The organism is Micromonospora eburnea (assembly GCF_900090225.1).
Taxonomy (GTDB): domain Bacteria; phylum Actinomycetota; class Actinomycetes; order Mycobacteriales; family Micromonosporaceae; genus Micromonospora; species Micromonospora eburnea.
In genome coordinates this window covers 6717535-6737588 of the sequence record NZ_FMHY01000002.1, presented here as the reverse complement: position 1 = coordinate 6737588, position 20054 = coordinate 6717535, and the positions used below count along the sequence as shown (strand labels likewise).

The window sequence follows — 20054 nt, the reverse complement described above, 5'->3', positions numbered from 1 at the left end:
GCGGGGCTCGCAGACCCGGCTTACTCTGCACGCTCACAGCGCCTTCTCAGTTCGCGATTGCGGGGCTCGCAGACCCGGCTCACTCCTCACGCTCACGGTGCAACCTTAACGACGACGGTGCCGGCGAACTTGTCGTGCAGGCACTGCTGCCAGGGCTTGTCCCAGAGCTGCCAGAATCCGTCGACGTAGTTGGCGAAGGGCACCAGCGAGCCGGCGACGAACTCGACCAGGTACCGCTTGCCGAGAGCGCCCCGGGTCAGGGGCGCGGACGGATCGACCGGGATGATCCGGATCTTCATCGCCTTCTTGCCGAGCGTCTGGCCGGTCCGGCGGGCGTACTCGACGTGGTAGAGCCAGTAGAAGACGAGCATCACCACCACCAGTCCGGCCTCGGCGAGCAGTATCGGCAGGAAGAAATCGGTCATCATCGTCGCCGGGTCGGGCTGGTACGCCGTCCCGTCCGGGTTGACCGTCGTCATCTCGCGGAACATCCGGAACCAGAGCCAGATGAAGACCGGGAGGAACAGCACCATGCCGAGCAGGGTCGCCACCGCGGTGTCGATCAGCCAGGCGAGCAGCCGGTCGGCGAAGCTGGCGAGTGGCTGACCGTTCGGGGCCAGTGCCGGCGGCACGAAACCCGGGTACGGCGGGTGCATCGGCGGGGGATAGCCCGGCGGCCCGGCGTACGCCGGCGGGGCGTACTGCGCGGGGGGCGCGTACGGCGGTCCGGTGGGGGGAACGAAGCCGCCGCCCGCGGGTGGGGGCCCGGCGGGCGGCGGAAACGCGTTCGGGGGCGGCTGGGTCACGCGGACAGTGTTACAGGTTGCCGCGCCGCTCCTGCTCCCGCTCGATCGCCTCGAACAGGGCCTTGAAGTTGCCCTTGCCGAAGCCGAGCGAGCCGTGCCGCTCGATCAGCTCGAAGAAGACGGTCGGGCGGTCCTGCACCGGCTTGGTGAAGATCTGGAGCAGGTAGCCGTCCTCGTCCCGGTCGACCAGGATCTTGCGGGCCTTCAGCTCCTCGATCGGCACCCGAACCTGGCCGATCCGGGCGCGCAGCTCCGGGTCGTCGTAGTACGAGTCCGGGGTGTCCAGGAACTCGACACCGGCCGCGCGCATCGCGTCGACGCTGCTCAGGATGTCGTTGGTGGCCACGGCGATGTGCTGGGCGCCCGGACCCTGGTAGAACTCCAGGTACTCGTCGATCTGCGACTTCTTGCGGGCGACGGCCGGCTCGTTGAGCGGGAACTTGACCTTGCGGGTGCCGTTCGCGACGACCTTGCTCATCAGGGCGGAGTAGTCGGTGGCGATGTCGTCACCGATGAACTCGGCCATGTTGCTGAAGCCCATGACCCGCTTGTAGAACTCGACCCAGTCGTCCATCTTGCCGAGCTCCACGTTGCCGACGACGTGGTCGACGGCCTGGAAGAAGCGCTTCGGCTGGATACCGGCGTCGATCATCGGCTGCCGGTCCACGATCGGGCCGCGGGCCACGAAGCCGGGCAGGAACGGGCCGGTGTAGCGGGACCGGTCGACCAGGGTGTGCCGGGTGTCGCCGTACGCGGCGATGGCCGCCAGCCGGACGGTGCCGTGCTCGTCGGTGACGTCGTGCGGCTCGACGAGGCCGGTCGCGCCCTGGGCGGTGGCGTGCGCGTACGCGGCGTCCACGTCCGGCACCTCCAGCGCGATGTCGGAGACGCCGTCGCTGTGCTTCGCCACGTGCTCGGCGCCCTCGGCGTCCGGGCGGACCGTGCCGGTCAGCACGAACCGGGCCGAGCCGCTGGTCAGCACGTACTGGGCGTGGTCCCGGTAGCCCTGCTCCGGGCCCCGGTACGCCACGCAGGTCATGCCGAACGCGGTGGAGTAGTAGTGGGCGGCCTGCTTGGCGTTGCCCACCAGGAAGTGCACGTGGTCGAGCCCCTTGACCGGGAACGGGTCCCGGGTGATGTCGTGGTCGACGGCGCCGACGAGGGCGTCGACGTCGACCTCCTCGGTCGAGTCGGGTCGGTCGATCGCCTGGGTCATGGTGGCCTCCCTTGCGTACCGGCCGGCCTGGTGGGCCGCCGTTGGTGTGCTGGTGTGGCGAGGATCGCGGCGCGGCCGCCGGTTGGGCAACAGTTGGCAAAAATCCTGGTCAGGTTGCGCATTCAGTAGAGTGAAACCTCATGAACGCTGGTCAGGATGTACAGCTCGACGAGCTGGATGCACGACTGCTCACGTTGCTCGCCGAGGAGCCGCGGATCGGGGTGCTGGAGTGCTCCCGCCGGCTCGGGGTGGCTCGGGGCACCGTCCAGGCCCGGCTCGACAAGCTGGTCGACCGGGGGGTGATCGGCGGCTTCGGCCCGGAGATCTCGCCGGCCGCGATCGGCTTCGGGGTGACCAGCTTCGTGACCCTGGAGATCAGCCAGCGGCACGGCCACGACCCGGTCACCGCGCACCTGGCCGCCATCCCCGAGGTGCTGGAGGCGCACACCATCACCGGCACCAGCGACCTGCTCTGCCGCATCGTGGCCCGGTCGAACAGCGACCTTCAGCGGGTGATCGACCAGATCGTCGCCTCGGAGGGGATCCGCCGGGCATCCACGATCATCGCGCTCGCCGAGCAGATCCCCTACCGCACGCTGCCGCTGGTCCGCTCCGCGGCCCAGCCGAAGGAAGGGCCCCTTCCTAACGCCTCCGGTAGAGCAGGGGGCCCCTCCTAACACGCCGCCGGGCGGAGAAAGCGGCGCGACACGCACGGGCGCGGGCTCGGCGGGACGGTGATCGTCGCTACCGTGTGCGGTGTGAAGGGCCTTGGCGTACGCGGCGGATTGCTGCTGGGGCTCATCGTCGTGGTCGTGCTCGCCGCCACCGGCGTGTGGAATCCGTTCCCCGGGATCTGGGAATGGATCGACCGGAGCGAGCCGATCTCCGAGCCGGACGTGGTCTGGCAGCAGCGGGTCGGCGGCACGCCGAAGAGCGTCACCATCGCCGGTGACACGGTGATCGTCGAGCAGCGTACCCGGGTCGAGGCGCGCAGCCTGACCACCGGCACGCAGCTCTGGGAGCGCAAGGCGGACTGGGCGGCGGTCGCCGGCGGCGACCGGGACGCGGTCGTCGCCGTGGGCAAGCTCCTGGTCAAGGGGTACGAGTTGCTCGACCCGACCACCGGCGCGGTTCGCCGCCGCGACGACGCGGCGGTGGCGGTGTGGACGTACCGCAACCTGCTGCTCGACGCGCGCTGCGGGCAGGCGACCGACTGCACGCTCAGCGCCTGGGAGCCGCGCGGCACGAGGCCGCTGTGGACCGCGTTCCTGCCCGGCGTGCACACCGGGATGCTCGCCGACAACCCGGGGCTGCTCGGCACCCGGCGGCTGGGCGCGTCGCGCATCGACGGCGAGGTGGCCGGGCCGGAGGCGATCCCGCCGCTGCTCGGCTTCCCGGTGGACGGGCGGGTGCACGTGGTGGACACCGCCACCGGACGGGTGTTGCAGAACGTCGAGCCCGGCCGCGACGAGCGGCTGGCGGTGGTCGGCGGGCGGCTGCTCCGGATCACCGCCACCTCCCGGGAGGGCGGCTGCTACTTCGCCATCTCCGGCGTCGACCCGGCCACCGGGCGGGAGGTGTGGCGGCGGTCCGGGGTGAACCTACGGACCGCGGACTACGCCGGCTGCGTGCAGCGGGACGACCCGCAGGGGGCCCGGAACGTGCTGATCGGGGTCGCCCCGGACGGCCGCGAGGTGGTGATCGACGGGTACGACGGCCGGCTGCTCCAGGTCGGTGCGGACGGGCAGAAGCTGCTCGCCGTCGACGACCGGTACGCGCTGGTGCGCAGCGCCGACAAGCGCTCCATCCTGGGGCGGGAGTTGTCGGTCGACCGCGACCGGTGGACCCGGCCGGCCGGCGAGAAGAGCGGCGCGGCGCTCACCCCGTACGCGGCGGTGATCGTCGAGGAGAAGCCGTCCCGGCTGGTCGCGGTCGAGCCACGCACCGGTCGGGAACTGGTGGCGCTGCGGACCTCGTCGAATGCCCTTGCCGTCGGCCCGCACGGCATGATCATCGGGGAGGGGCGGGAGATCGGGTACGTCCGCTGGGGCGCTGGCGCCCCGGTCGCGCCGGCGCCCGCGGAGGGGGGAGCGCCCGGGGCGAATCCGGGTGGCGACTACCCGCCCCCGTCCGGCCCGGGCGGTTGTGGACCGAAGCGGGAACTCTGCGCCGACGGCGGGTGAGAGCGGCGTCCCAGGACGTACCCGGCGGGTGTCACCGATCGACGCCTCTGCCCTAGGCTCTTTCGTCATGAGCAGTGCCGCCGCGTTCTCGTACGCTCCCTTGCTGCCGACCGGTCCCGACCAGACCGAATACCGCCTGGTCACCGACGAGGGCGTCGATGTCGTCAACGGCCCGGGTGGCCGTCGGTTCCTCACCGTCGAGGCTTCCGCGCTGACCGCGCTGACCGCCGAGGCGATGCACGACATAGCCCACTTCCTGCGCCCGGCGCATTTGGCCCAGCTCCGGTCGATCATCGACGATCCGGCGGCCTCGCCGAACGACCGGTTCGTCGCGCTCGACCTGCTGCGCAACGCCAACATCGCCGCCGGCGGCGTGCTGCCGATGTGCCAGGACACCGGCACCGCGATCGTGATGGGCAAGCGCGGCCGGCACGTGCTGACCGACGGCACCGACGCGGAGGCCATCTCGCGCGGCGTCTACCAGGCGTACACCCGGCTGAACCTGCGCTACTCGCAGCTCGCCCCGCTGACCATGTGGGAGGAGCGGAACACCGGCAGCAACCTGCCCGCCCAGGTGGAGCTCTACGCCGAGGACCCGGACGGGCACCCGGACGCGTACAAGTTCCTGTTCATGGCCAAGGGCGGCGGCTCGGCCAACAAGTCGTACCTCTACCAGGAGACCAAGGCGCTGCTGAACCCGACGCGGATGATGCAGTTCCTGGAGGAGAAGCTGCGGCTGATCGGCACCGCGGCGTGCCCGCCCTACCACCTGGCGATCGTCATCGGCGGCACCTCCGCCGAGTACGCCCTCAAGACCGCCAAGTACGCCTCGGCGAAATACCTCGACGCGCTGCCGACGCAGGGCTCGATGAGCGCGCACGGCTTCCGTGACCTGGAGTTGGAGGCCGAGGTGTTGGAGTTGACCCGCAACTTCGGCATCGGCGCGCAGTTCGGCGGTCGCTACTTCTGCCACGACGTACGGGTGGTCCGGCTGCCCCGGCACGGTGCCTCCTGCCCGGTGGCGATCGCCGTCTCCTGCTCCGCCGACCGGCAGGCGGTCGCCAAGATCACCCCGTCGGGCGTCTGGCTGGAGCGCCTGGAGACCGACCCGGCGCGCTACCTGCCCGACGTCACCGACGCCCAGCTGGACAGCTCCGAGGTGGTGCGGGTCGACCTCAACCGGCCGATGGACGAGATCCGCGCCGAGCTGTCGAAGTATCCGGTGAAGACCCGCCTCTCGCTGACCGGCCCCCTCGTCGTGGCCCGGGACATCGCGCACGCCAAGATCGCCGAGCGGCTGGACGCGGGCGAGCCGATGCCGCAGTACCTGCGCGACCACGCCGTCTACTACGCCGGCCCGGCGAAGACCCCCGAGGGCTACGCCTCCGGCTCGTTCGGCCCCACCACCGCGGGCCGGATGGACGCGTACGTGGAGAAGTTCCAGGCGGCCGGTGGCTCGATGGTGATGCTGGCCAAGGGCAACCGCTCCGCCCAGGTGACCCGCTCCTGCGAGCAGCACGGCGGCTTCTATCTCGGCTCGATCGGCGGCCCTGCCGCCCGGCTCGCCCAGGACTGCATCAAGCACGTCGAGGTGCTCGAATACCCCGAGCTGGGCATGGAGGCGGTCTGGAAGATCGAGGTGGAGGACTTCCCGGCCTTCATCGTCGTCGACGACAAGGGCAACGACTTCTTCGCCGAGGTCACCAAGCCGGTCCTCACCGTCGGCCGCCGCTGACCCTCGGCGTACGCGAAAAGGGCGCCGGGAAATCCCGGCGCCCCGCCGTCGTCACTCCGCTTCCGGCACCCAGAGGAAGGCCCAGGCCTCGCCCGAGGGCAACCCGTCCGCGGTCCGGCTCCGGACGTACAGGAAGTACGCGTCGGCGACCTCCGGCGTGATGGTCACCCGTGCGATGCCGTCCGCGTCAGCGGGGACGGTGATCTCCTCGCCCTCGTTGAGCCGGTAGGTGTACTCGACCACATTCTCCATCTGTGGAGCGAAGGTGATCCGACGTGGCGTACCGGCCGGTGCCTCCGGGTCCTCGTCAATGATCGTCGGCGCGGTGTAGCGGACCCGGAACTCGTAGGTCGTTCCCTCGGAGAAGTTCCCGGCCTTGTCGACGCTCTCCACGACGAGCCGCCTCGGTCCGAACCCCATCGGCGCGTAGCTCACCGTCGCCGACCGGCCCGACGCGTCCACCGGTACGAAGTGCGAACTCAAACCGGGTTCGCCGTAGCTGAAGCCCGCCAGATCGTCGGCGTACGCGGTGAAGGTGAAGCTGCCCGGGACACCGGGCCCGCCGGCCTCCGCATCGTCTGCGGCCGGGTAGTCGGTGGAGGTGACGGTCGGGGCGGGCGGCGCTTCCGTGTCGACGGTGAACCGGCACTCCGGCGACCAGTCCGAGCTGTCGTACCTGTCGGATGCCCGCACCGCGAACGCGTAGGTGGTCCCGTGGGTGAGCGTGCCCCGCGGGAGTATGTACACGTACGTGGTCGGGTTGGACTGACCGTCGAGGGTCGCCTCGGTCCGCTCGGCCGGCCGGTCGACCGGCCACCAGGCGAAGGTCACCGCCACCTGGTCGCTTTCCCCGGCTTCTCCAGCGTCGGGGTCGGAGACGCGGGCCCGGAAGGTCGGCCCGGTGGCGCGGATCGTCAGCGCGCTGTCGCACGCCTTGCCCTCGACGGTGAGCTGCTCGGGAACGTCCGGCGGCGTGTTGTGGTCCAGGGAGATGCCGAGGTTCTTGATCTGGCGGCCGTAGTGCATGTTCGCCTCGTGGCCGCCGGCGACCCGGGCCATCAGCGTGAGCTGGTCCTGCCCGTCCGCCACCGCCTGGCGCACCGCCTCCGTGATCATCACCCCGATGAAGCTGCTCCGGCAGGGCACATCGGGGTAGGCGATGTCCGCCACCTTCTCCCGTGGCGTCGGAGCGGTGCTCCAGGTCGGGGCGCCGGCGAGCGGGTCGGTCCGCCACAGCTCGATCTCGCGTGGCTTGTCGCAGTCGTTGACCTTCGTCTCCCCGGTGATGGCGCGGGCCGAGACGATTCGCTGCCCCCGGTAGGGCTTCAGGTCGAAGGTGAAGTAGGCCCGAGCCGTGTGCTTGGCCCCGTCGGTCTCCCAGGTGCCCACCGGCACCGTGCCGTCGGCAGAGGAGAAGGAGTTGGTCGGCTGCCGGGCGTCGGTCCAGGCGACGCTGGTCGGGGTTACGTAGTCTAGGAGGGCCGCTGCTGGTTGCCCGGTCACGGACACCAGGCCGCCCGTGGCCAGTAGGAGTGCGACGGACGCCGTGGTCGCCCGGCGCGCCGGACCCCTGAGCCGAATCGACATGAAACCTCCGATTGACGCGCGGAAAGCTTCTGTGATCTTAAATCCTTGGACCAACGGGCGGCGTTCGGTTATCGGGCGGTGTCCGGGGACGGGCAACACTCCACCGCCGTCCCGGCGTTCCTGTGACCGGTGGCGGCGGACCGGCCGGGGGCTCGCCCCCGTGGCCCGGTCCGCCGCCCGGTCGTAGGTCCGTGCCGGTCGTCAGGCGGCCCTGGCGACGAGGAAGGACCCGGTGAAGGTCTCCGACACGAGTCCGTCGCCGGTCCGGGTGTAGACCGTGATCCGGTGGGGCCCCGCGGTCGTCGGGGTGTACGTCACCGACGCCGAGCCGTCCACGCCCGCCGCGACGGTCTCCGTCGGGCGGCCGTCGAACGAGTAGACGTACTCGGCCACGCCGGGCATCCCTGGCCCGAAGACGAACGTGCCGGGGGTGCCGGCGGGTGCGCCCGTCTTGCCCATCGGGTACTCGACCGAGGTGACCGTCGGCTTGCTGGCGAGGTTGAAGCGGTACGAGCCCTCCCCGGACAGCAGGCCGTCGGCCGTGCGGCTGCGGACGTACACGTCGTTGTTGCCCGGCTTCGTCGGGGTGATCGTGATCGTGGAGGTGCCGTCGGCCGCCGCTGCGGCGGTCTGCTCCGGCCCGTCGTTGAGCCGGTACGTGTACTCGACCACGTTCTCCATGCGGGGTGAGAAGGTCAGGGTGCGCGGTTCGCCGTACCCGGCCGTCGGATTGCCGTCAGTGATCGTCGGGCTGGTGTCGCGTACCCGGAACACGTAGCGGGTGACCGGCGACCGGTTGCCCGTCGCGTCCACCGCCTCGACATCGAGCAGGTTCGGGCCGTTCTTGCCCGGCGTGATGGTCACGGTCGCCGAGCCGCCTGGCGCGTCGGCGGCCACGTAGGTCGGCAGCGCCCCCATGAGCGAGTACCGGAAGCCCACGCTGTCGGTGCCGTCGTTGGCGGTGAAGGTGAACTCGCCTGGGATGCCCGGGCCGCCGTACCACCCATCGTCATCGGGATAGTCCGTGGAGGTGACGGTCGGCTGCGCCGGTGCCTCCGTGTCGACGGTGAACCGGCACTCCGGCGACCAGTCGGAGCTGGCGCGCTGGTCGGCGGCCTTGACCGCGAAGGCGTACGTGCCGTTGTTGACCATCAGCCCGGCCGGCACCGAGTACGAGAAGCGGGCCGGTGCGGACTTCGAGTAGGAGGTCCACTCGGTCCGCTCCGTCGGACGATCGACCGGCCACCAGGCGAAGGTGGTGCTCACCAGGTCGCCCGCGTAGCCGTCCACCTTGTCCGGGTCGGTCACCTCAGCCGAGAGGATCGGCGTGGTGGTGCCGATCAGCAGCCCGTCGGCGCAGGTCAGTTCGTGGACGGTGAGCTTGCCCGGCATGTTCGGCGCGGCGTTGGCGTCCAGCGAGATGCCGGGCCGCTCGATCCACCGGCTGTAGTGCTTGGCCTGCTCGTGGTCCCCGGCGATCCGGGCCATCAGGGTGAGCGAGTCCCGCCCCTCGTTGACCGCCCGCTGCACCGCCTCGGTGACCAGCAGCTCCAGGTAGCCGGCCGGGCAGGGCGTGGCAGTGGCGCCGAGGTCACCGATCTTCTCGTGCACCGCTGGGGCGTTCGCCCAGGTCGGCGCGGCCTCGGGGGTGTCCGTACGCCACAGCTCCACCTCGCGCGGCTTCGTGCAGTCGTCGACCCGTGCCTCGCCGGTCCGCAGCTCGGCGCTGATGATCTCCTTCCCCGGGTAGGGGGTGAGGTCGAAGGTGAAGTAGGACCGCGAGGTGTGCTTCGCGCCGTCGGCCTCCCAGGTGCCCAGGGGCAGGCTTTCACCGGCGGCGACCGGGAACGCCTGCGCCGGCTGGCGGGCGTCGGTGTAGCTGGTGCTCGTGGGCACGACCCAGCGGGTCACGCCGGCGGCGGCTGGTTGGCCGGTGATGGCCAGAGCGCCCGTGGTGGTGAGAAGGGCCGCGAGGCCGGTGCTGAGGAACCGGCGTGGTACCCGCCGAGTGCGTGCGGTGGGCACGCCGGTGGAAGCCCCGTTGACATCCAATGTGACAGCCTCCGAAGGGAGCACAGACATTTACATGATCTTAAGTAGATGAGTGCCCAGTGCGCTCGTGACTTTCGGGCGACCGGCGGTGACCCTCGGGCCAGTTCCGGGAGGGCGTCCCGGCGTTCCTGCCCGGGGCGCGGCCATCGACGTCGGTGTGCCCGCCGGTAGGGGGACTTCCGGCGGCCACACCGCCCCCGTCAGCTGGCCCGCTGCCTGCGCGGCACCGACCCGCGCCAGGCCCGCACGTACGCCAGCCGGGCGCTGGCACTGTTCCGCCAGATCGAGTCCGCGGACCAGCGGGCGACCGAGGCGCTGCTGGCCGAGCTGGGCTGAGCGATCATCTGCGCGGTGGCGTCCGGCGCGGCAGGATGGTACGCGTGACGACTCCAGAGGCGACCGGTTACCGGATCGAACGCGACTCGATGGGCGAGGTGGAGGTGCCCGCCGAGGCGTTGTGGCGGGCGCAGACCCAGCGCGCGGTGCAGAACTTCCCGATCTCCGGGCGCGGCCTCGAACCGGCCCAGATCAAGGCGCTGGCGCAGATCAAGGGGGCCGCCGCCCAGGTCAACGGCGAGCTGGAGGTGATCGGGGCGGACGTGGCCGAGGCGATCGCCACCGCTGCCGCACACGTCGCCGACGGCGGGTACGACGACCAGTTCCCGGTCGACGTCTTCCAGACCGGCTCCGGGACGTCGTCCAACATGAACGCGAACGAGGTGATCGCCACGCTGGCCGGCCGGGAGCTGGGCCGCGACGTGCACCCGAACGACGATGTCAACGCCTCGCAGTCCAGCAACGACGTCTTCCCCACGTCGATCCACCTGGCCGCCACCCAGTTCGTGGTGGAGGATCTGATCCCCTCCCTGAAGCACCTGGCCGGGGCGCTGGAGGAGAAGGCGGCCGAGTTCGAGACGGTGGTCAAGGCGGGGCGTACCCACCTGATGGACGCCACACCGGTCACCCTGGGTCAGGAGTTCGGCGGGTACGCCGCCCAGGTCCGCTACGGCGTGGAGCGGCTGGAGGCGGTGCTGCCACGGCTGGCCGAGCTGCCGTTGGGCGGCACGGCCGTGGGCACCGGCATCAACACCCCGCTGGGCTTCGCCGGCAAGGTGATCGAGAAGTTGCGCGCCTCTACCGGCCTGCCGCTGACCGAGGCGCGCAACCACTTCGAGGCGCAGGGCGCACGGGACGCGCTGGTGGAGACCTCCGGCCAGCTCCGCACGATCGCCGTCGGGCTGTACAAGATGGCCAACGACATCCGCTGGATGGGTTCCGGCCCGCGCGCCGGGCTGCGGGAGTTGCGTATCCCCGATCTTCAGCCGGGCTCGTCGATCATGCCCGGCAAGGTGAACCCGGTGGTCGCCGAGGCGATGCGGCAGGTCTGCGCCCAGGTGATCGGCAACGACGCCACGGTGGCGTTCGCCGGGTCCCAGGGCGACTTCGAGCTGAACGTGATGCTCCCGGTGATGGGTCGCAACCTGCTGGAGTCGATCAAGTTGCTGGCCGCGTCGAGCCGGCTCTTCGCCGACCGCCTGGTGGTCGGCCTGGTCGCGGACGCCGAGGTCTGCCTGGCGTACGCCGAGGGCTCGCCGTCGATCGTCACCCCGCTCAACCGCCACCTCGGGTACGACGAGGCCGCATCGATCGCCAAGGAGGCGCTGGCGAAGCAGGTCTCCATCCGTGAGGTGGTGATCTCCCGGGGGCACGTCGCCTCGGGCAAGCTCAGCGAGACCCAGCTCGACGAGGCCCTCGACCTGCTCCGGATGACCCATCCCTGACCGGGTCACGGTGTTGCCCGCCGCCGCGCCCAGGCGAGGAAGCGGTCGAAGAGCACGGCCGGGTCGGGTCCGTCGTCCGGGTGCAGTCGGTGCAGGTCGGCCGTCGCCTCGTACAGCACGCCGCAGAGGTAGACGTTGAGCCCGACCGGATCGGTCGCGTACTCGGTGACCAGGGCGAGGCGCGCGGCGGCGCACGGCCAGGGCGCGGCGCACACCCGGCAGAGCCAGAGCGGGCGTAGCGGCAGGTGCGGTCGGGTCGACGGCCCCGCGCCGGTCACCACCGGCCGCCGTTGGCCCGCCAGGTCTGGGCGAGGGTGAGCCACCCGACGCGGCCGACCTGCGGGTTCGCCACGGTGGCGTCCGCCCATGCGGGGCGATTCGGCATGGTCGGCGCGGTTGGCCCGGTGGGCTCGGTCGGCACGGTCATGTGCCGGTCCGGGCAGTTTCGCCAGCGCAGGCCGCAGGAACAGTCCGGCCGCAGTCCGCGCCAGACGCGGCGGTGCCGGGGCGCGAGCGGCACTGGGCGCTGGTTGCGGGCCAGCCGGGGAACGCGGGGGAACCAGGTCTGCCGGGCGGATCGGGACATGGCACAGCCTCGCTTTCGAGCTGAATCGGTTGCGACATCACCCCGGCTGGGCGGGACCGCCCGGCCGGGGGTGCGGGCGGTCCCACCGCGACGTCGCGCCCGGGGGAAGAGCGGCGAGCGTCGCGCTTCACAGTCTGCTGAGGACAGCACTACGGTCGGAAGCGTTTGGCCGCGTTGTCCGAGGCGCTGTGGGGGTGGGCCGGGTGGCCGGTGGCGCGGCGCTGGAGTCGATCAACCCGGTCCTGGAGGGCGGCTGGAGATGGCGAACGGGCGGATGACGGCGGCGGCGTTCCTGGTGGCAGAGCTGCGCCGGGCGCGGGTACGCCGCGGCTGGAGCCAGGACGAACTGGCCAAGGCCCTCAACTACTCACCGTCGATGGTCAGCGCCGTTGAGCTCGGCCAACAGCCACCCAATCCGAAGTACCTGGAACAGTTCGACAAGGCGCTCGACACCGGCGGCCTCTTCGGCCGCATGCTCGCCGACCTGGTCAGCCTCGACCGAGCCCAACCCTGGCTACGCGGCAGAGGCGAAATTGTTGCGCTGGCGAAGATGCTGCGCTGGTTCGAGCCGCTGTACGTGCCCGGCCTGCTGCAGACCGAGGCATATGCCCGCGCCGTCTTCGAGGCCGGTGGCCTGCTCGAACCGGAGGATGTCGATCGGCGGCTGAACGAGCGGATGGAGAGCCAGCGCATTCTTTACGACGAGCAGCCGCCACGGTTGGTGGCGGTGGTCGACGAGGCCGCTCTTCGCCGTCAGGTCGGCACCCGCAAGGTCATGTGCGACCAGACGACGCACCTGGCGCGGATCGCGACTGAGCATCCCCGAGTCCGGCTGCACGTCGTGCCGCGGTCCGCGCAGGAATATCCGGGCCTCGGCGGCCCGTTCATCCTCGCGACTCTCCGCGAGGGAATTGACTTGGCGTTCCTCGGCACGCAGGTGGGTGGGCAGGAGCTTGATCAACCGGCGGATCTCGGTCGGCTGCAACGGGTCTGGGAGGCTACCCTTGGCGAGGCATTGCCCCCGCAGGAGTCCATCGAACTGGTGAGGGAAGTGGCGGAGTCATGGGTTTGACGGGCGCCACATGGCGGAAGAGCAGCCGTAGCGCCCAGACCAACGACTGCGTCGAGGTGGCGACGAACCTCCCCGGGGTGGTTGGGGTGCGGGACAGTAAGGACCCGACCGGGCCGGTGCTCACCTTTGACCCGTACGCCTGGCGGGCCTTCGTCGCCGCGCCGCCGCGCTGACGCGACCAAGCGCGCCTGGCCGCGAACCCGTTGGCCCGTCCGTTCGGGTCTGGGCCGAAGCGATGGCGTCCACGCCTGCCACCTGCTCTTCGACGACCCGATGCCCGGGACCGGACACGACCGGGAGGACCCGCCCGGGTGCGTCAGGAGCGGGACGCCGCCTTGCGGGCCCGGTAGGCGCTCACCGCGGCGCGGTTGCCGCAGCCGGCGTCGCAGAACCGGCGGGATCGGTTCCTCGACAGGTCTACCAGGACGTTGTCGCAGGCCGGGTGGTCGCAGATGCGCAGCCGGGCCAGCTCGTCCATCCGGACCAGGTCGGCCAGCGCCATGGCCGCCTCGACCGCCATCCGGGTCGCCAGCGGCGCGTCGCGGGGCACGGCGTGTACGTGGTACGGCTCGTCGTCGTGCCGGATGAGTTGGGGCAGCGCACGAGACTCGCGCAGCAGCCCGTTGACGATCGCCACCACCTCGTCGGTGTCGGCGTACCAGATCCGGCGGAGCCGGGGGCGGAGGGCGTGGACCTGACGCAGCTCCCCGTCGGTGTGCTCGTGCCGGCCGGTCCAGCCGTGCGCGGCGACGAACCCGTCGAGGGCGGCCACGTCGGGCAGGCCCTCCCGGTCTGGGCCGGCGGTGTTGACCAGAGCGGCGGCGGCGACCAGACCACACACGGTGTCATGAGCGAAGAGCAACTTGACTCCTGTCAGGATGCCGGCCTAGCGTCATCAGCATAACCCTGTTTCACTTGTGACCGAACGTGCGGATGAACTCGCGGATCAAGGAGCTGTCGATGCGTGAACGGTCCGGCGTCGGCCTCGGCCTGGCCCTGATCTCCGCGGTCACCTTCGCCACCTCGGGCACCTTTGCCCGTTCGCTGATCACCGGCGGCTGGTCCGCCGAGGCGGTCGTGCTGGCCCGGGTCGGCATCGCGGCGCTGGTCCTGGCCGTGCCGGCCGTGCTGGCGCTGCGCGGCCGCTGGCCGGTCCTGCGCCGTAACGCCGGCACGATCGTCGTGTTCGGAGTGCTCGGCGTGGCGGTCGCCCAGGCGTGCTTCTTCAACGCGGTCCGCTACCTGCCGGTGGGCGTCGCGCTCCTGCTGGAGTACCTCGGCATCGTGCTGGTGGTCGGTTGGATGTGGCTGGTCCACGGCCAGCGCCCCCGACTGCTCACCGTGGCCGGCTCGCTGACCGCGCTGGGCGGGCTGGTGTTCGTGTTGGACCTGGCCGGTGCCAGCCGGCTCGACCCGGTCGGGGTGCTCTGGGGGCTTGGTGCAGGTGTCGGGCTGGCCGGTTACTACGTCATCGCCGGGCGGGTCGACGCCGCGTTGCCGTCCGTGGTGATGGCCAGTGGGGGCATGGCCGGCGGCGCGCTGGCGCTGGGCCTGCTCGGCGTGATCGGGGTGCTGCCGCTACGGGCGAGCGCCAGCGACGTGACCTTCGCCGGGCACCAGATGAGCTGGCTGGTGCCGATCGCCGGCCTGTCGCTGATCGCGGCCGTGGTCGCGTACCTGACCGGCGTCGCCGGGGCCCGGCTGCTCGGCGCACGGCTCTCCTCGTTCGTCGGGCTGACCGAGGTGATGTTCGCGGTGCTGATCGCCTGGCTGGTGCTGGGCGAGCTGCCGAGCTCCGTCCAACTGCTCGGCGGGGTGCTGATCGTGGTCGGAGTGGCCCTGGTCCGGCTCGACGAACTGCGCGGCACACCGGAGGCGGTCCCGCCCGCCCCGGCCGAGCCGGCGCTGACCGCCGAGCGGTGACACGCGGCGGCCCGGCCTTCTGGCGGAGCGGGCCGCGGTGCCACCCACACTCCGGCAGGCTGTTGATCGACTCGATGTGCGGCAACAGGTGGTCTCGTCACCGACTTTGACCGCGACCTGCCGCACATGGAGTTGACCAAGCAGGGCAGCGCGGCCCTCAACGGCGCCAGCCCCGGGAGGCCAGGGCGGCGTGGACTTCCCGGATGACCGCGGAAAACTCGTGGTGGAGGCGGCGGCTCGTCACGTGCAGCACCAGCCAGCCGGCCGTGACCAGTTGGTTCAGCCGCCGCCGGTCCCGGTGGAGCTGATCCGGGTCGGCGTGCCACTGGCCGTCATACTCGACGGCGACCCGGAACTCGGGCCAGGACAGGTCCGGATGCAGCACCAGGCCGGACAGCAACCGAACCGGGTGCTGCGCCAGCGGCCTCGGTAGCCCAGCGAGCACCAGGCGAACCCGTAGGGCCGACTCGGCCGGAGATCCCGCCCTCGGGTCAGCCAGGCCGAACACCCAGCGTGCCCGCCGCCCGCCCGGACGCTCGGCATTGCGGTCGCCGATCTCGGCGAGAGCTGCCGGAGTGGTGAGGCCCCGGCCGAGCAACGCGTCGACGATCCCGACCGCGCGGATCGGATCCAACCAGACGGCGGTCTCCCAGGCGGCGTCCGTCGGGCCGGTCCGCAGCGGTGCGTCGGTCGCGAACGTCAGGGGCGCGTCGGCCGTAATCAGGGGCGCGTCGGCCCCCCGAAGCGGCCGCGAGGGCTCAAGCGGCCCTTGACCGGGTTGGCGTGGCCCTTGACCGGGTTGGTGTGGCCCGGCCGCCGGCACTGTGCGTAGCTGACCGGGTTGGCGTGGCCCGAGCGCTGGCGCTGTGTGCAACTGGCCGGGTTGGCGCGGCCCGAGCGCCGGCACTGTGTGTAGCTGGCCGGGTTGGTCAGGCCCGGGCGCCGGCACTGTGCTCAGGGTCGAATGAACCCGGAGCCGGTGCTGACTTCGCAGCCCGGCCGGGCGGCGCGCGAGAACATGGACGTCGTCGGTGAAATCGGCGGCGTGCTCGATGCCGTGCAGGTACGCGGACGACGGCCCGGCGATCAGCGCGTCCGACGGCAGTTGGAGCGCTGCCGCCCGGCAGGCCAGCGCGTGGTCTCGATCGAGGCGGGCGTCGGCGTAGACGTCGTGGCGGACCCGAATCCAGGCCGAGCTGCGGAGCTGATGCCGGGTGAGCAGGCCGCTCCGGACCACGTCGGAGCCACGGAACACTCGCCACGCCAGGAGGTCTGGCCGGTGTGGTTGAGGAGGCATGCTGACCAGCCTGCCGGCCCGATGCCCTCCGCAGACACCCCTGTGGACAACCGCCGCCGGGTCGCTACCGTCGGCCTGTGGACAACCGGCACCACGGCCGTCAGCTGTGCTATGCGAGATCAGCTCAGCTGCACGGCGTGAGATCAACTCAGCGTGCGGCATGTTGCGGTCAAACTCGATGACGAGACCACATGTTGCCGCACACGGAGTCGATCACGTCCCGGGCCAGCGCGGAGTCGATCACGCCCCGGGCCAGCGCGGAGTCGATCACGCCCCCGGCCAGCGCGGAGTCGATCACGCCCCGGGCCAGCGCGGAGTCGATCACGCCCCGGGCCAGCGCGGAGTCGATCACACCCGGGTCAGGGCGCGGAGTCGATCAAGCCCCGGCCAGGGCCGTGGCTACCGCGGCCGCGGCGGCGGTGACCTCGGGGCCCACCACGTCCACGTCGAGCGCGGCCAGCGACACCACCCCGACGCTCGCCTCCAGCCCGGGCACCCCGAGCACCGGCGCGGCCACCCCGTACGCCCCGGACTGGAGCTCCCCGCTGGTGCTGACCGGGCCGGCGGCCCCCGCCCGGCCGGCGAGGATGGCCCGCCCCGCCGCGCCCCGCTCCAGCGGGTGGCGGGACCCGGTCCGGTACGCCACGTGGAACGACGTCCAGCTCGGCTCCACCACCGCGAGGGCGACCCCCTCGCCGCCCTCGACCACGGTCAGGTGTGCCGTCGCGCCGGCCTGCTCGGCGAGCCGGCGCAGCGCGGGCAGCGCCCCCTCGGCGAGTAGTGGCTGGGCGCGCCGGGCCAGGTGCAGCACGCCGGCGCCGAGGCGCAGCCGGCCCTCGCCGTCGCGGCGTAGCATGCCGTGTCCGGTCAGCGCGCCGACGAGCCGGTAGACCACGGCGCGGCCGACGCCCAGCCGGTTCGCCGCCTCGGTGACGGTCAGCCCACCGGGCGCGTCCGCGACCAGGTGCAGCAGCCGCAGCCCCCGGTCCAGGGTCTGCGCCGTCTCCCCGCCGCGCCCGGCCACCCCCGCCGCCTCCGCGCCACGGGCCGATTCCACGCCACGGGCCGATTCGGGGCCACGGGCCGATTCGGGGCCACGGGCCGGCTCCGGGCCACGGGCCGGCGGCTCGCCCGGCGGCGCCCCGGCTCGGGACCGCGGCTCACCCGCGCGTGCCGACATATCCACAGCACGCAGCGTACGACCGGCTCCCGGCGACCCCGAAATGCGCGGACGGCTACCCTTGTACGGTGACGCTACGCCTGTATGACACCGCCACCCGAACGGTCCGGGACTTCGTCCCCCGGGAAGTCGGCAAGGTGGGCGTCTACCTGTGTGGTCTCACCCTCCAGGCCCCGCCGCACATCGGCCACCTTCGCTCCGGCGTCAACTACGACGTGCTGCGCCGCTGGCTGATCGCGTCCGGTTTCGAGGTCACCTTCATCCGCAACGTGACCGACATCGACGACAAGATCCTGGTCAAGGCGATGGAGCAGGGCCGCCCGTTCTGGTCGATCGCGTACGCCAACGAGCAGATCCTGGCCGAGTCGTACCGGGCGTTGAACGTGCTGCCGCCCACCTACGAGCCGCGGGCCACCGGGCACATCCCGGAGATGCACGAGCTGATCGCCCGGCTGATCGAGACCGGGCACGCCTACCCGGCCACCGACGGCTCCGGCGACGTCTACTTCGACGTGGCCTCCTGGCCCGCGTACGGGTCGCTCTCCGGCCAGTCGCCGGAGGACATGCAGTCCGCCGAGGACGCCCCCGAACGGGGCAAGCGCGACCCGCGGGACTTCGCCCTCTGGAAGGGGGCCAAGCCGGACGAGCCGGCGGACGCGTACTGGCCGTCGCCGTGGGGCCGGGGCCGGCCCGGCTGGCACATCGAGTGCTCCGCGATGTGCTGGCGCTATCTCGGCCCCGAGTTCGACATCCACGGCGGCGGGCTCGACCTGACCTTCCCGCACCACGAGAACGAGATCGCCCAGTCCCAGGCGGCCGACCTGCCCTTCGCCCGCTACTGGGTGCACCACGGCCTGCTCAGCATCGGTGGCGCGAAGATGGGCAAGTCGCTGGGCAACGCCCTCGACCTGGACTACGTGGCGTCCCTCGGGGTGCGCCCGGTGGAGCTGCGTTACTACTACGCGGCCGCGCACTACCGGTCCCGCATCGACTACTCGGAGGACGCGCTGCGCGAGGCCGCGGTCGCGTACCGGCGGATCGAGGGCTTCGTGCAGCGGGCCGCCGAGCGGGTCGGCGCCGGGCAGCTCGGCGAGCTGCCGGCCGGCTTCGCCGCGGCGATGGACGACGATCTCAACACCTCGGCCGCCCTCGCCGTGCTGCACGACCTCCTGCGCGACGGCAACACCGCGCTGACCGCCGGCGACGATGTGACCGTGCGCACGACGTTGGCCGCCGCGCGGGCGATGCTGGATATCCTCGGCGTCGATCCCCTGGACCCGGCCTGGACGGGTGGCGGCCGCGCGAGCGATCTGCGCGACGTGGTCGACTCCCTGATCGCGCTCGCTCTGGAGCAGCGTGCTCAGGCCCGCAGCCGCAAGGACTGGGCCGCCGCCGACGCCGTACGCGACCAGCTCAAGCAGGCTGGCGTGGTGGTCGAGGACACCCCCCAGGGCCCCCGTTGGACTATTGGAGAGCAGGACTGATGGCCGGCAATTCGCAGCGCCGTGGCCGGCGACTGACGCCGAAGGCGGGTGCCCCGAAGGGCTCCGGCGGCAAGAACCGGGAGGCCCTCGCGGGCCGGGGCCGGACCCTGCCCGCCGACGAGCGGCCCTGGCACAAGGCGTACTCGGGCACCGAGAAGCTTCCGCAGCGCACCGCCTGGAAGCAGGAGAAGGAACGCCGCTCGGCGGCCGAGGAGGGGCGTGCCCCCAAGATCGGCCAGCCGGGCACCAAGGACACCACCTGGGGCAAGGGCAGCCGGCCCGGCACCCCGTTAAAGGGCGGCAAGGGCAAGGCCACCGGCCGGAGCGGTCCCCGGGTCGCCCCGGGCCGCAGGTCCAACCCGGCCAAGGACGGCCCGGAGCTGCTGGTCGGGCGGAACCCGGTGCTGGAGTCGCTGCGCGCCCAGGTGCCGGCGACCGCCCTCTACACCGCCCAGGGCATCGAGATCGACGACCGGGTCAACGAGATCGTCCGGACCGCCGCCGACCGGGGCATCGCGATCCTGGAGGTCAGCCGGGCCGAGCTGGACCGGCTGACCGGGGGCGTGCTGCACCAGGGCGTCGGCCTCCAGGTGCCGCCGTTCGCCTACGAGCCGTTCGAGGACCTGATGGCGGCCTCGCTGGAGCAGGCCGCCCCGCTGCTGGTCGCGCTGGACGGGGTCACCGACCCGCGCAACCTCGGTGCGGTGATCCGGTCCGCGGCCGCGTTCGGCGCGCAGGGTGTCTTCGTACCGGAGCGACGGGCCGCCGGGATCACCGCGACCGCCTGGCGGACCAGCGCCGGCGCGGCCGCGCGCGTGCCGGTCGCCCAGGTCACCAACCTGACCCGGTCGCTGAAGGCGTGCAAGGACGCCGGCTTCGTCGTGGTCGGCCTGGATGCTGACGGCGAGACCGACCTGTACGACCTGGAGGCCGCGGTCGGCCCGCTGGTCGTGGTGGTCGGCTCGGAGGGGCGGGGGCTGTCCCGCCTGGTCGGCGAGACCTGCGACCTGACCGTGAGCATCCCGATGGTCTCCGACGTCGAGTCGCTCAACGCCAGCGTCGCCGCCGCGGTCACCCTGGCCGAGGTCGCCCGTCGACGCGCCGTCGAGGCGTAACCCGCATCCGCAGAGACGAAAATGGGGCGGTCCGCCG

20 protein-coding genes and 1 pseudogene are annotated in these 20054 nt (G+C 71.9%); 10 read left to right on the top strand and 11 right to left on the bottom strand.

Features of this window, described 5'->3' with window-relative positions:
- Positions 1–92 precede the first annotated feature (92 nt).
- On the bottom strand, positions 93–806 hold the full coding sequence (locus GA0070604_RS29475; RefSeq protein WP_091125956.1) for an RDD family protein: 714 nt from the start codon (positions 804–806) through the stop codon (positions 93–95).
- A gap of 10 nt (positions 807–816) precedes the next feature.
- Positions 817–2022: a 4-hydroxyphenylpyruvate dioxygenase gene (gene hppD / locus GA0070604_RS29470; protein WP_091125953.1), complete on the bottom strand. Its 1206-nt coding sequence runs from the start codon at positions 2020–2022 to the stop codon at positions 817–819.
- 140 nt (positions 2023–2162) lie between these two features.
- Here hppD and GA0070604_RS29465 point away from each other — a divergent pair, with 140 nt between their 5' ends.
- The 3 genes from GA0070604_RS29465 to GA0070604_RS29455 all read left to right on the top strand — a co-directional run bounded on the left by GA0070604_RS29465 (position 2163) and on the right by GA0070604_RS29455 (position 5940).
- A complete protein-coding gene (locus GA0070604_RS29465) occupies positions 2163–2699 on the top strand; it encodes an Lrp/AsnC family transcriptional regulator (RefSeq protein ID WP_091125949.1) in 537 nt (178 codons plus the stop codon).
- A 72-nt stretch (positions 2700–2771) separates the two neighbouring features.
- Positions 2772–4205 carry an outer membrane protein assembly factor BamB family protein gene (locus tag GA0070604_RS29460; RefSeq protein WP_091127502.1) on the top strand — a complete coding sequence of 478 codons (1434 nt, stop codon included), beginning with the start codon at positions 2772–2774 and terminating at the stop codon, positions 4203–4205.
- A gap of 67 nt (positions 4206–4272) precedes the next feature.
- The gene (locus GA0070604_RS29455; protein ID WP_091125947.1) at positions 4273–5940 is read left to right on the top strand and encodes a fumarate hydratase; all 1668 of its coding nucleotides are present in this window, start codon (positions 4273–4275) and stop codon (positions 5938–5940) included.
- A gap of 51 nt (positions 5941–5991) precedes the next feature.
- Here GA0070604_RS29455 and GA0070604_RS29450 read toward each other — a convergent pair whose 3' ends face one another.
- The 3 genes from GA0070604_RS29450 to GA0070604_RS32820 all read right to left on the bottom strand — a co-directional run bounded on the left by GA0070604_RS29450 (position 5992) and on the right by GA0070604_RS32820 (position 9923).
- Positions 5992–7527: a hypothetical protein gene (locus tag GA0070604_RS29450; protein WP_091125944.1), complete on the bottom strand. Its 1536-nt coding sequence runs from the start codon at positions 7525–7527 to the stop codon at positions 5992–5994.
- Between the two features lie 201 nt (positions 7528–7728).
- Positions 7729–9552, bottom strand: a complete 1824-nt coding sequence (locus GA0070604_RS29445; protein WP_091125941.1) for a DNRLRE domain-containing protein — start codon at positions 9550–9552, stop codon at positions 7729–7731.
- Between the two features lie 227 nt (positions 9553–9779).
- Positions 9780–9923, bottom strand: a complete 144-nt coding sequence (locus tag GA0070604_RS32820; RefSeq protein ID WP_167363592.1) for a hypothetical protein — start codon at positions 9921–9923, stop codon at positions 9780–9782.
- A gap of 27 nt (positions 9924–9950) precedes the next feature.
- Between GA0070604_RS32820 and GA0070604_RS29440 the strand changes: the two genes are divergently transcribed.
- Positions 9951–11360 (top strand): class II fumarate hydratase, encoded by a 1410-nt coding sequence (locus tag GA0070604_RS29440; RefSeq protein WP_208602191.1) that lies wholly within the window; start codon positions 9951–9953, stop codon positions 11358–11360.
- Between the two features lie 5 nt (positions 11361–11365).
- Here the strand turns inward: GA0070604_RS29440 and GA0070604_RS29435 are convergent, their stop codons facing one another.
- Both GA0070604_RS29435 and GA0070604_RS32170 read right to left on the bottom strand, forming a co-directional pair.
- Positions 11366–11638: a hypothetical protein gene (locus GA0070604_RS29435; protein WP_377593551.1), complete on the bottom strand. Its 273-nt coding sequence runs from the start codon at positions 11636–11638 to the stop codon at positions 11366–11368.
- Complete coding sequence (locus GA0070604_RS32170; RefSeq protein ID WP_141721407.1) at positions 11635–11946, bottom strand: hypothetical protein; 312 nt, start codon at positions 11944–11946, stop codon at positions 11635–11637. Before GA0070604_RS32170 ends, GA0070604_RS29435 begins: the two co-directional genes overlap by 4 nt.
- Positions 11947–12205: 259 nt before the next feature.
- Between GA0070604_RS32170 and GA0070604_RS29430 the strand changes: the two genes are divergently transcribed.
- Both GA0070604_RS29430 and GA0070604_RS29425 read left to right on the top strand, forming a co-directional pair.
- Positions 12206–13018, top strand: a complete 813-nt coding sequence (locus GA0070604_RS29430) for a helix-turn-helix domain-containing protein (protein ID WP_091125929.1) — start codon at positions 12206–12208, stop codon at positions 13016–13018.
- Complete coding sequence (locus GA0070604_RS29425; RefSeq protein WP_091125925.1) at positions 13009–13191, top strand: DUF397 domain-containing protein; 183 nt, start codon at positions 13009–13011, stop codon at positions 13189–13191. Before GA0070604_RS29430 ends, GA0070604_RS29425 begins: the two co-directional genes overlap by 10 nt.
- 143 nt (positions 13192–13334) lie before the next feature.
- Here GA0070604_RS29425 and GA0070604_RS29420 read toward each other — a convergent pair whose 3' ends face one another.
- Complete coding sequence (locus GA0070604_RS29420) at positions 13335–13880, bottom strand: CGNR zinc finger domain-containing protein (RefSeq protein ID WP_091125921.1); 546 nt, start codon at positions 13878–13880, stop codon at positions 13335–13337.
- Between the two features lie 98 nt (positions 13881–13978).
- Here GA0070604_RS29420 and GA0070604_RS29415 point away from each other — a divergent pair, with 98 nt between their 5' ends.
- Positions 13979–14941 carry an EamA family transporter gene (locus GA0070604_RS29415; RefSeq protein ID WP_091127501.1) on the top strand — a complete coding sequence of 321 codons (963 nt, stop codon included), beginning with the start codon at positions 13979–13981 and terminating at the stop codon, positions 14939–14941.
- Between the two features lie 157 nt (positions 14942–15098).
- Here the strand turns inward: GA0070604_RS29415 and GA0070604_RS33810 are convergent, their stop codons facing one another.
- On the bottom strand, positions 15099–15575 hold the full coding sequence (locus tag GA0070604_RS33810; protein WP_244162120.1) for an endonuclease domain-containing protein: 477 nt from the start codon (positions 15573–15575) through the stop codon (positions 15099–15101).
- A 330-nt stretch (positions 15576–15905) separates the two neighbouring features.
- On the opposite strand from GA0070604_RS33810, the gene GA0070604_RS33805 reads away from it, so the two are divergent.
- Entirely contained in the window at positions 15906–16379 is a 474-nt protein-coding gene (locus GA0070604_RS33805) for a hypothetical protein (RefSeq protein WP_244162119.1), read from the top strand.
- Between the two features lie 2 nt (positions 16380–16381).
- On the opposite strand, the pseudogene GA0070604_RS29405 reads toward GA0070604_RS33805, so the two are convergent.
- Both GA0070604_RS29405 and GA0070604_RS29400 read right to left on the bottom strand, forming a co-directional pair.
- Positions 16382–16546, bottom strand: a pseudogene (locus tag GA0070604_RS29405) (hypothetical protein); the annotation flags it as partial.
- Positions 16547–16614: 68 nt separating this feature from the next.
- Positions 16615–17424, bottom strand: coding sequence for an IclR family transcriptional regulator (locus GA0070604_RS29400; RefSeq protein ID WP_244162118.1), 810 nt, complete (start codon positions 17422–17424; stop codon positions 16615–16617).
- Positions 17425–17486: 62 nt separating this feature from the next.
- Between GA0070604_RS29400 and cysS the strand changes: the two genes are divergently transcribed.
- A complete protein-coding gene (gene cysS / locus GA0070604_RS29395) occupies positions 17487–18902 on the top strand; it encodes a cysteine--tRNA ligase (protein WP_091125907.1) in 1416 nt (471 codons plus the stop codon).
- The gene (gene rlmB / locus GA0070604_RS29390) at positions 18902–20017 is read left to right on the top strand and encodes a 23S rRNA (guanosine(2251)-2'-O)-methyltransferase RlmB (protein WP_091125903.1); all 1116 of its coding nucleotides are present in this window, start codon (positions 18902–18904) and stop codon (positions 20015–20017) included. Before cysS ends, rlmB begins: the two co-directional genes overlap by 1 nt.
- The last annotated feature ends 37 nt before the right edge of the window (positions 20018–20054 follow it).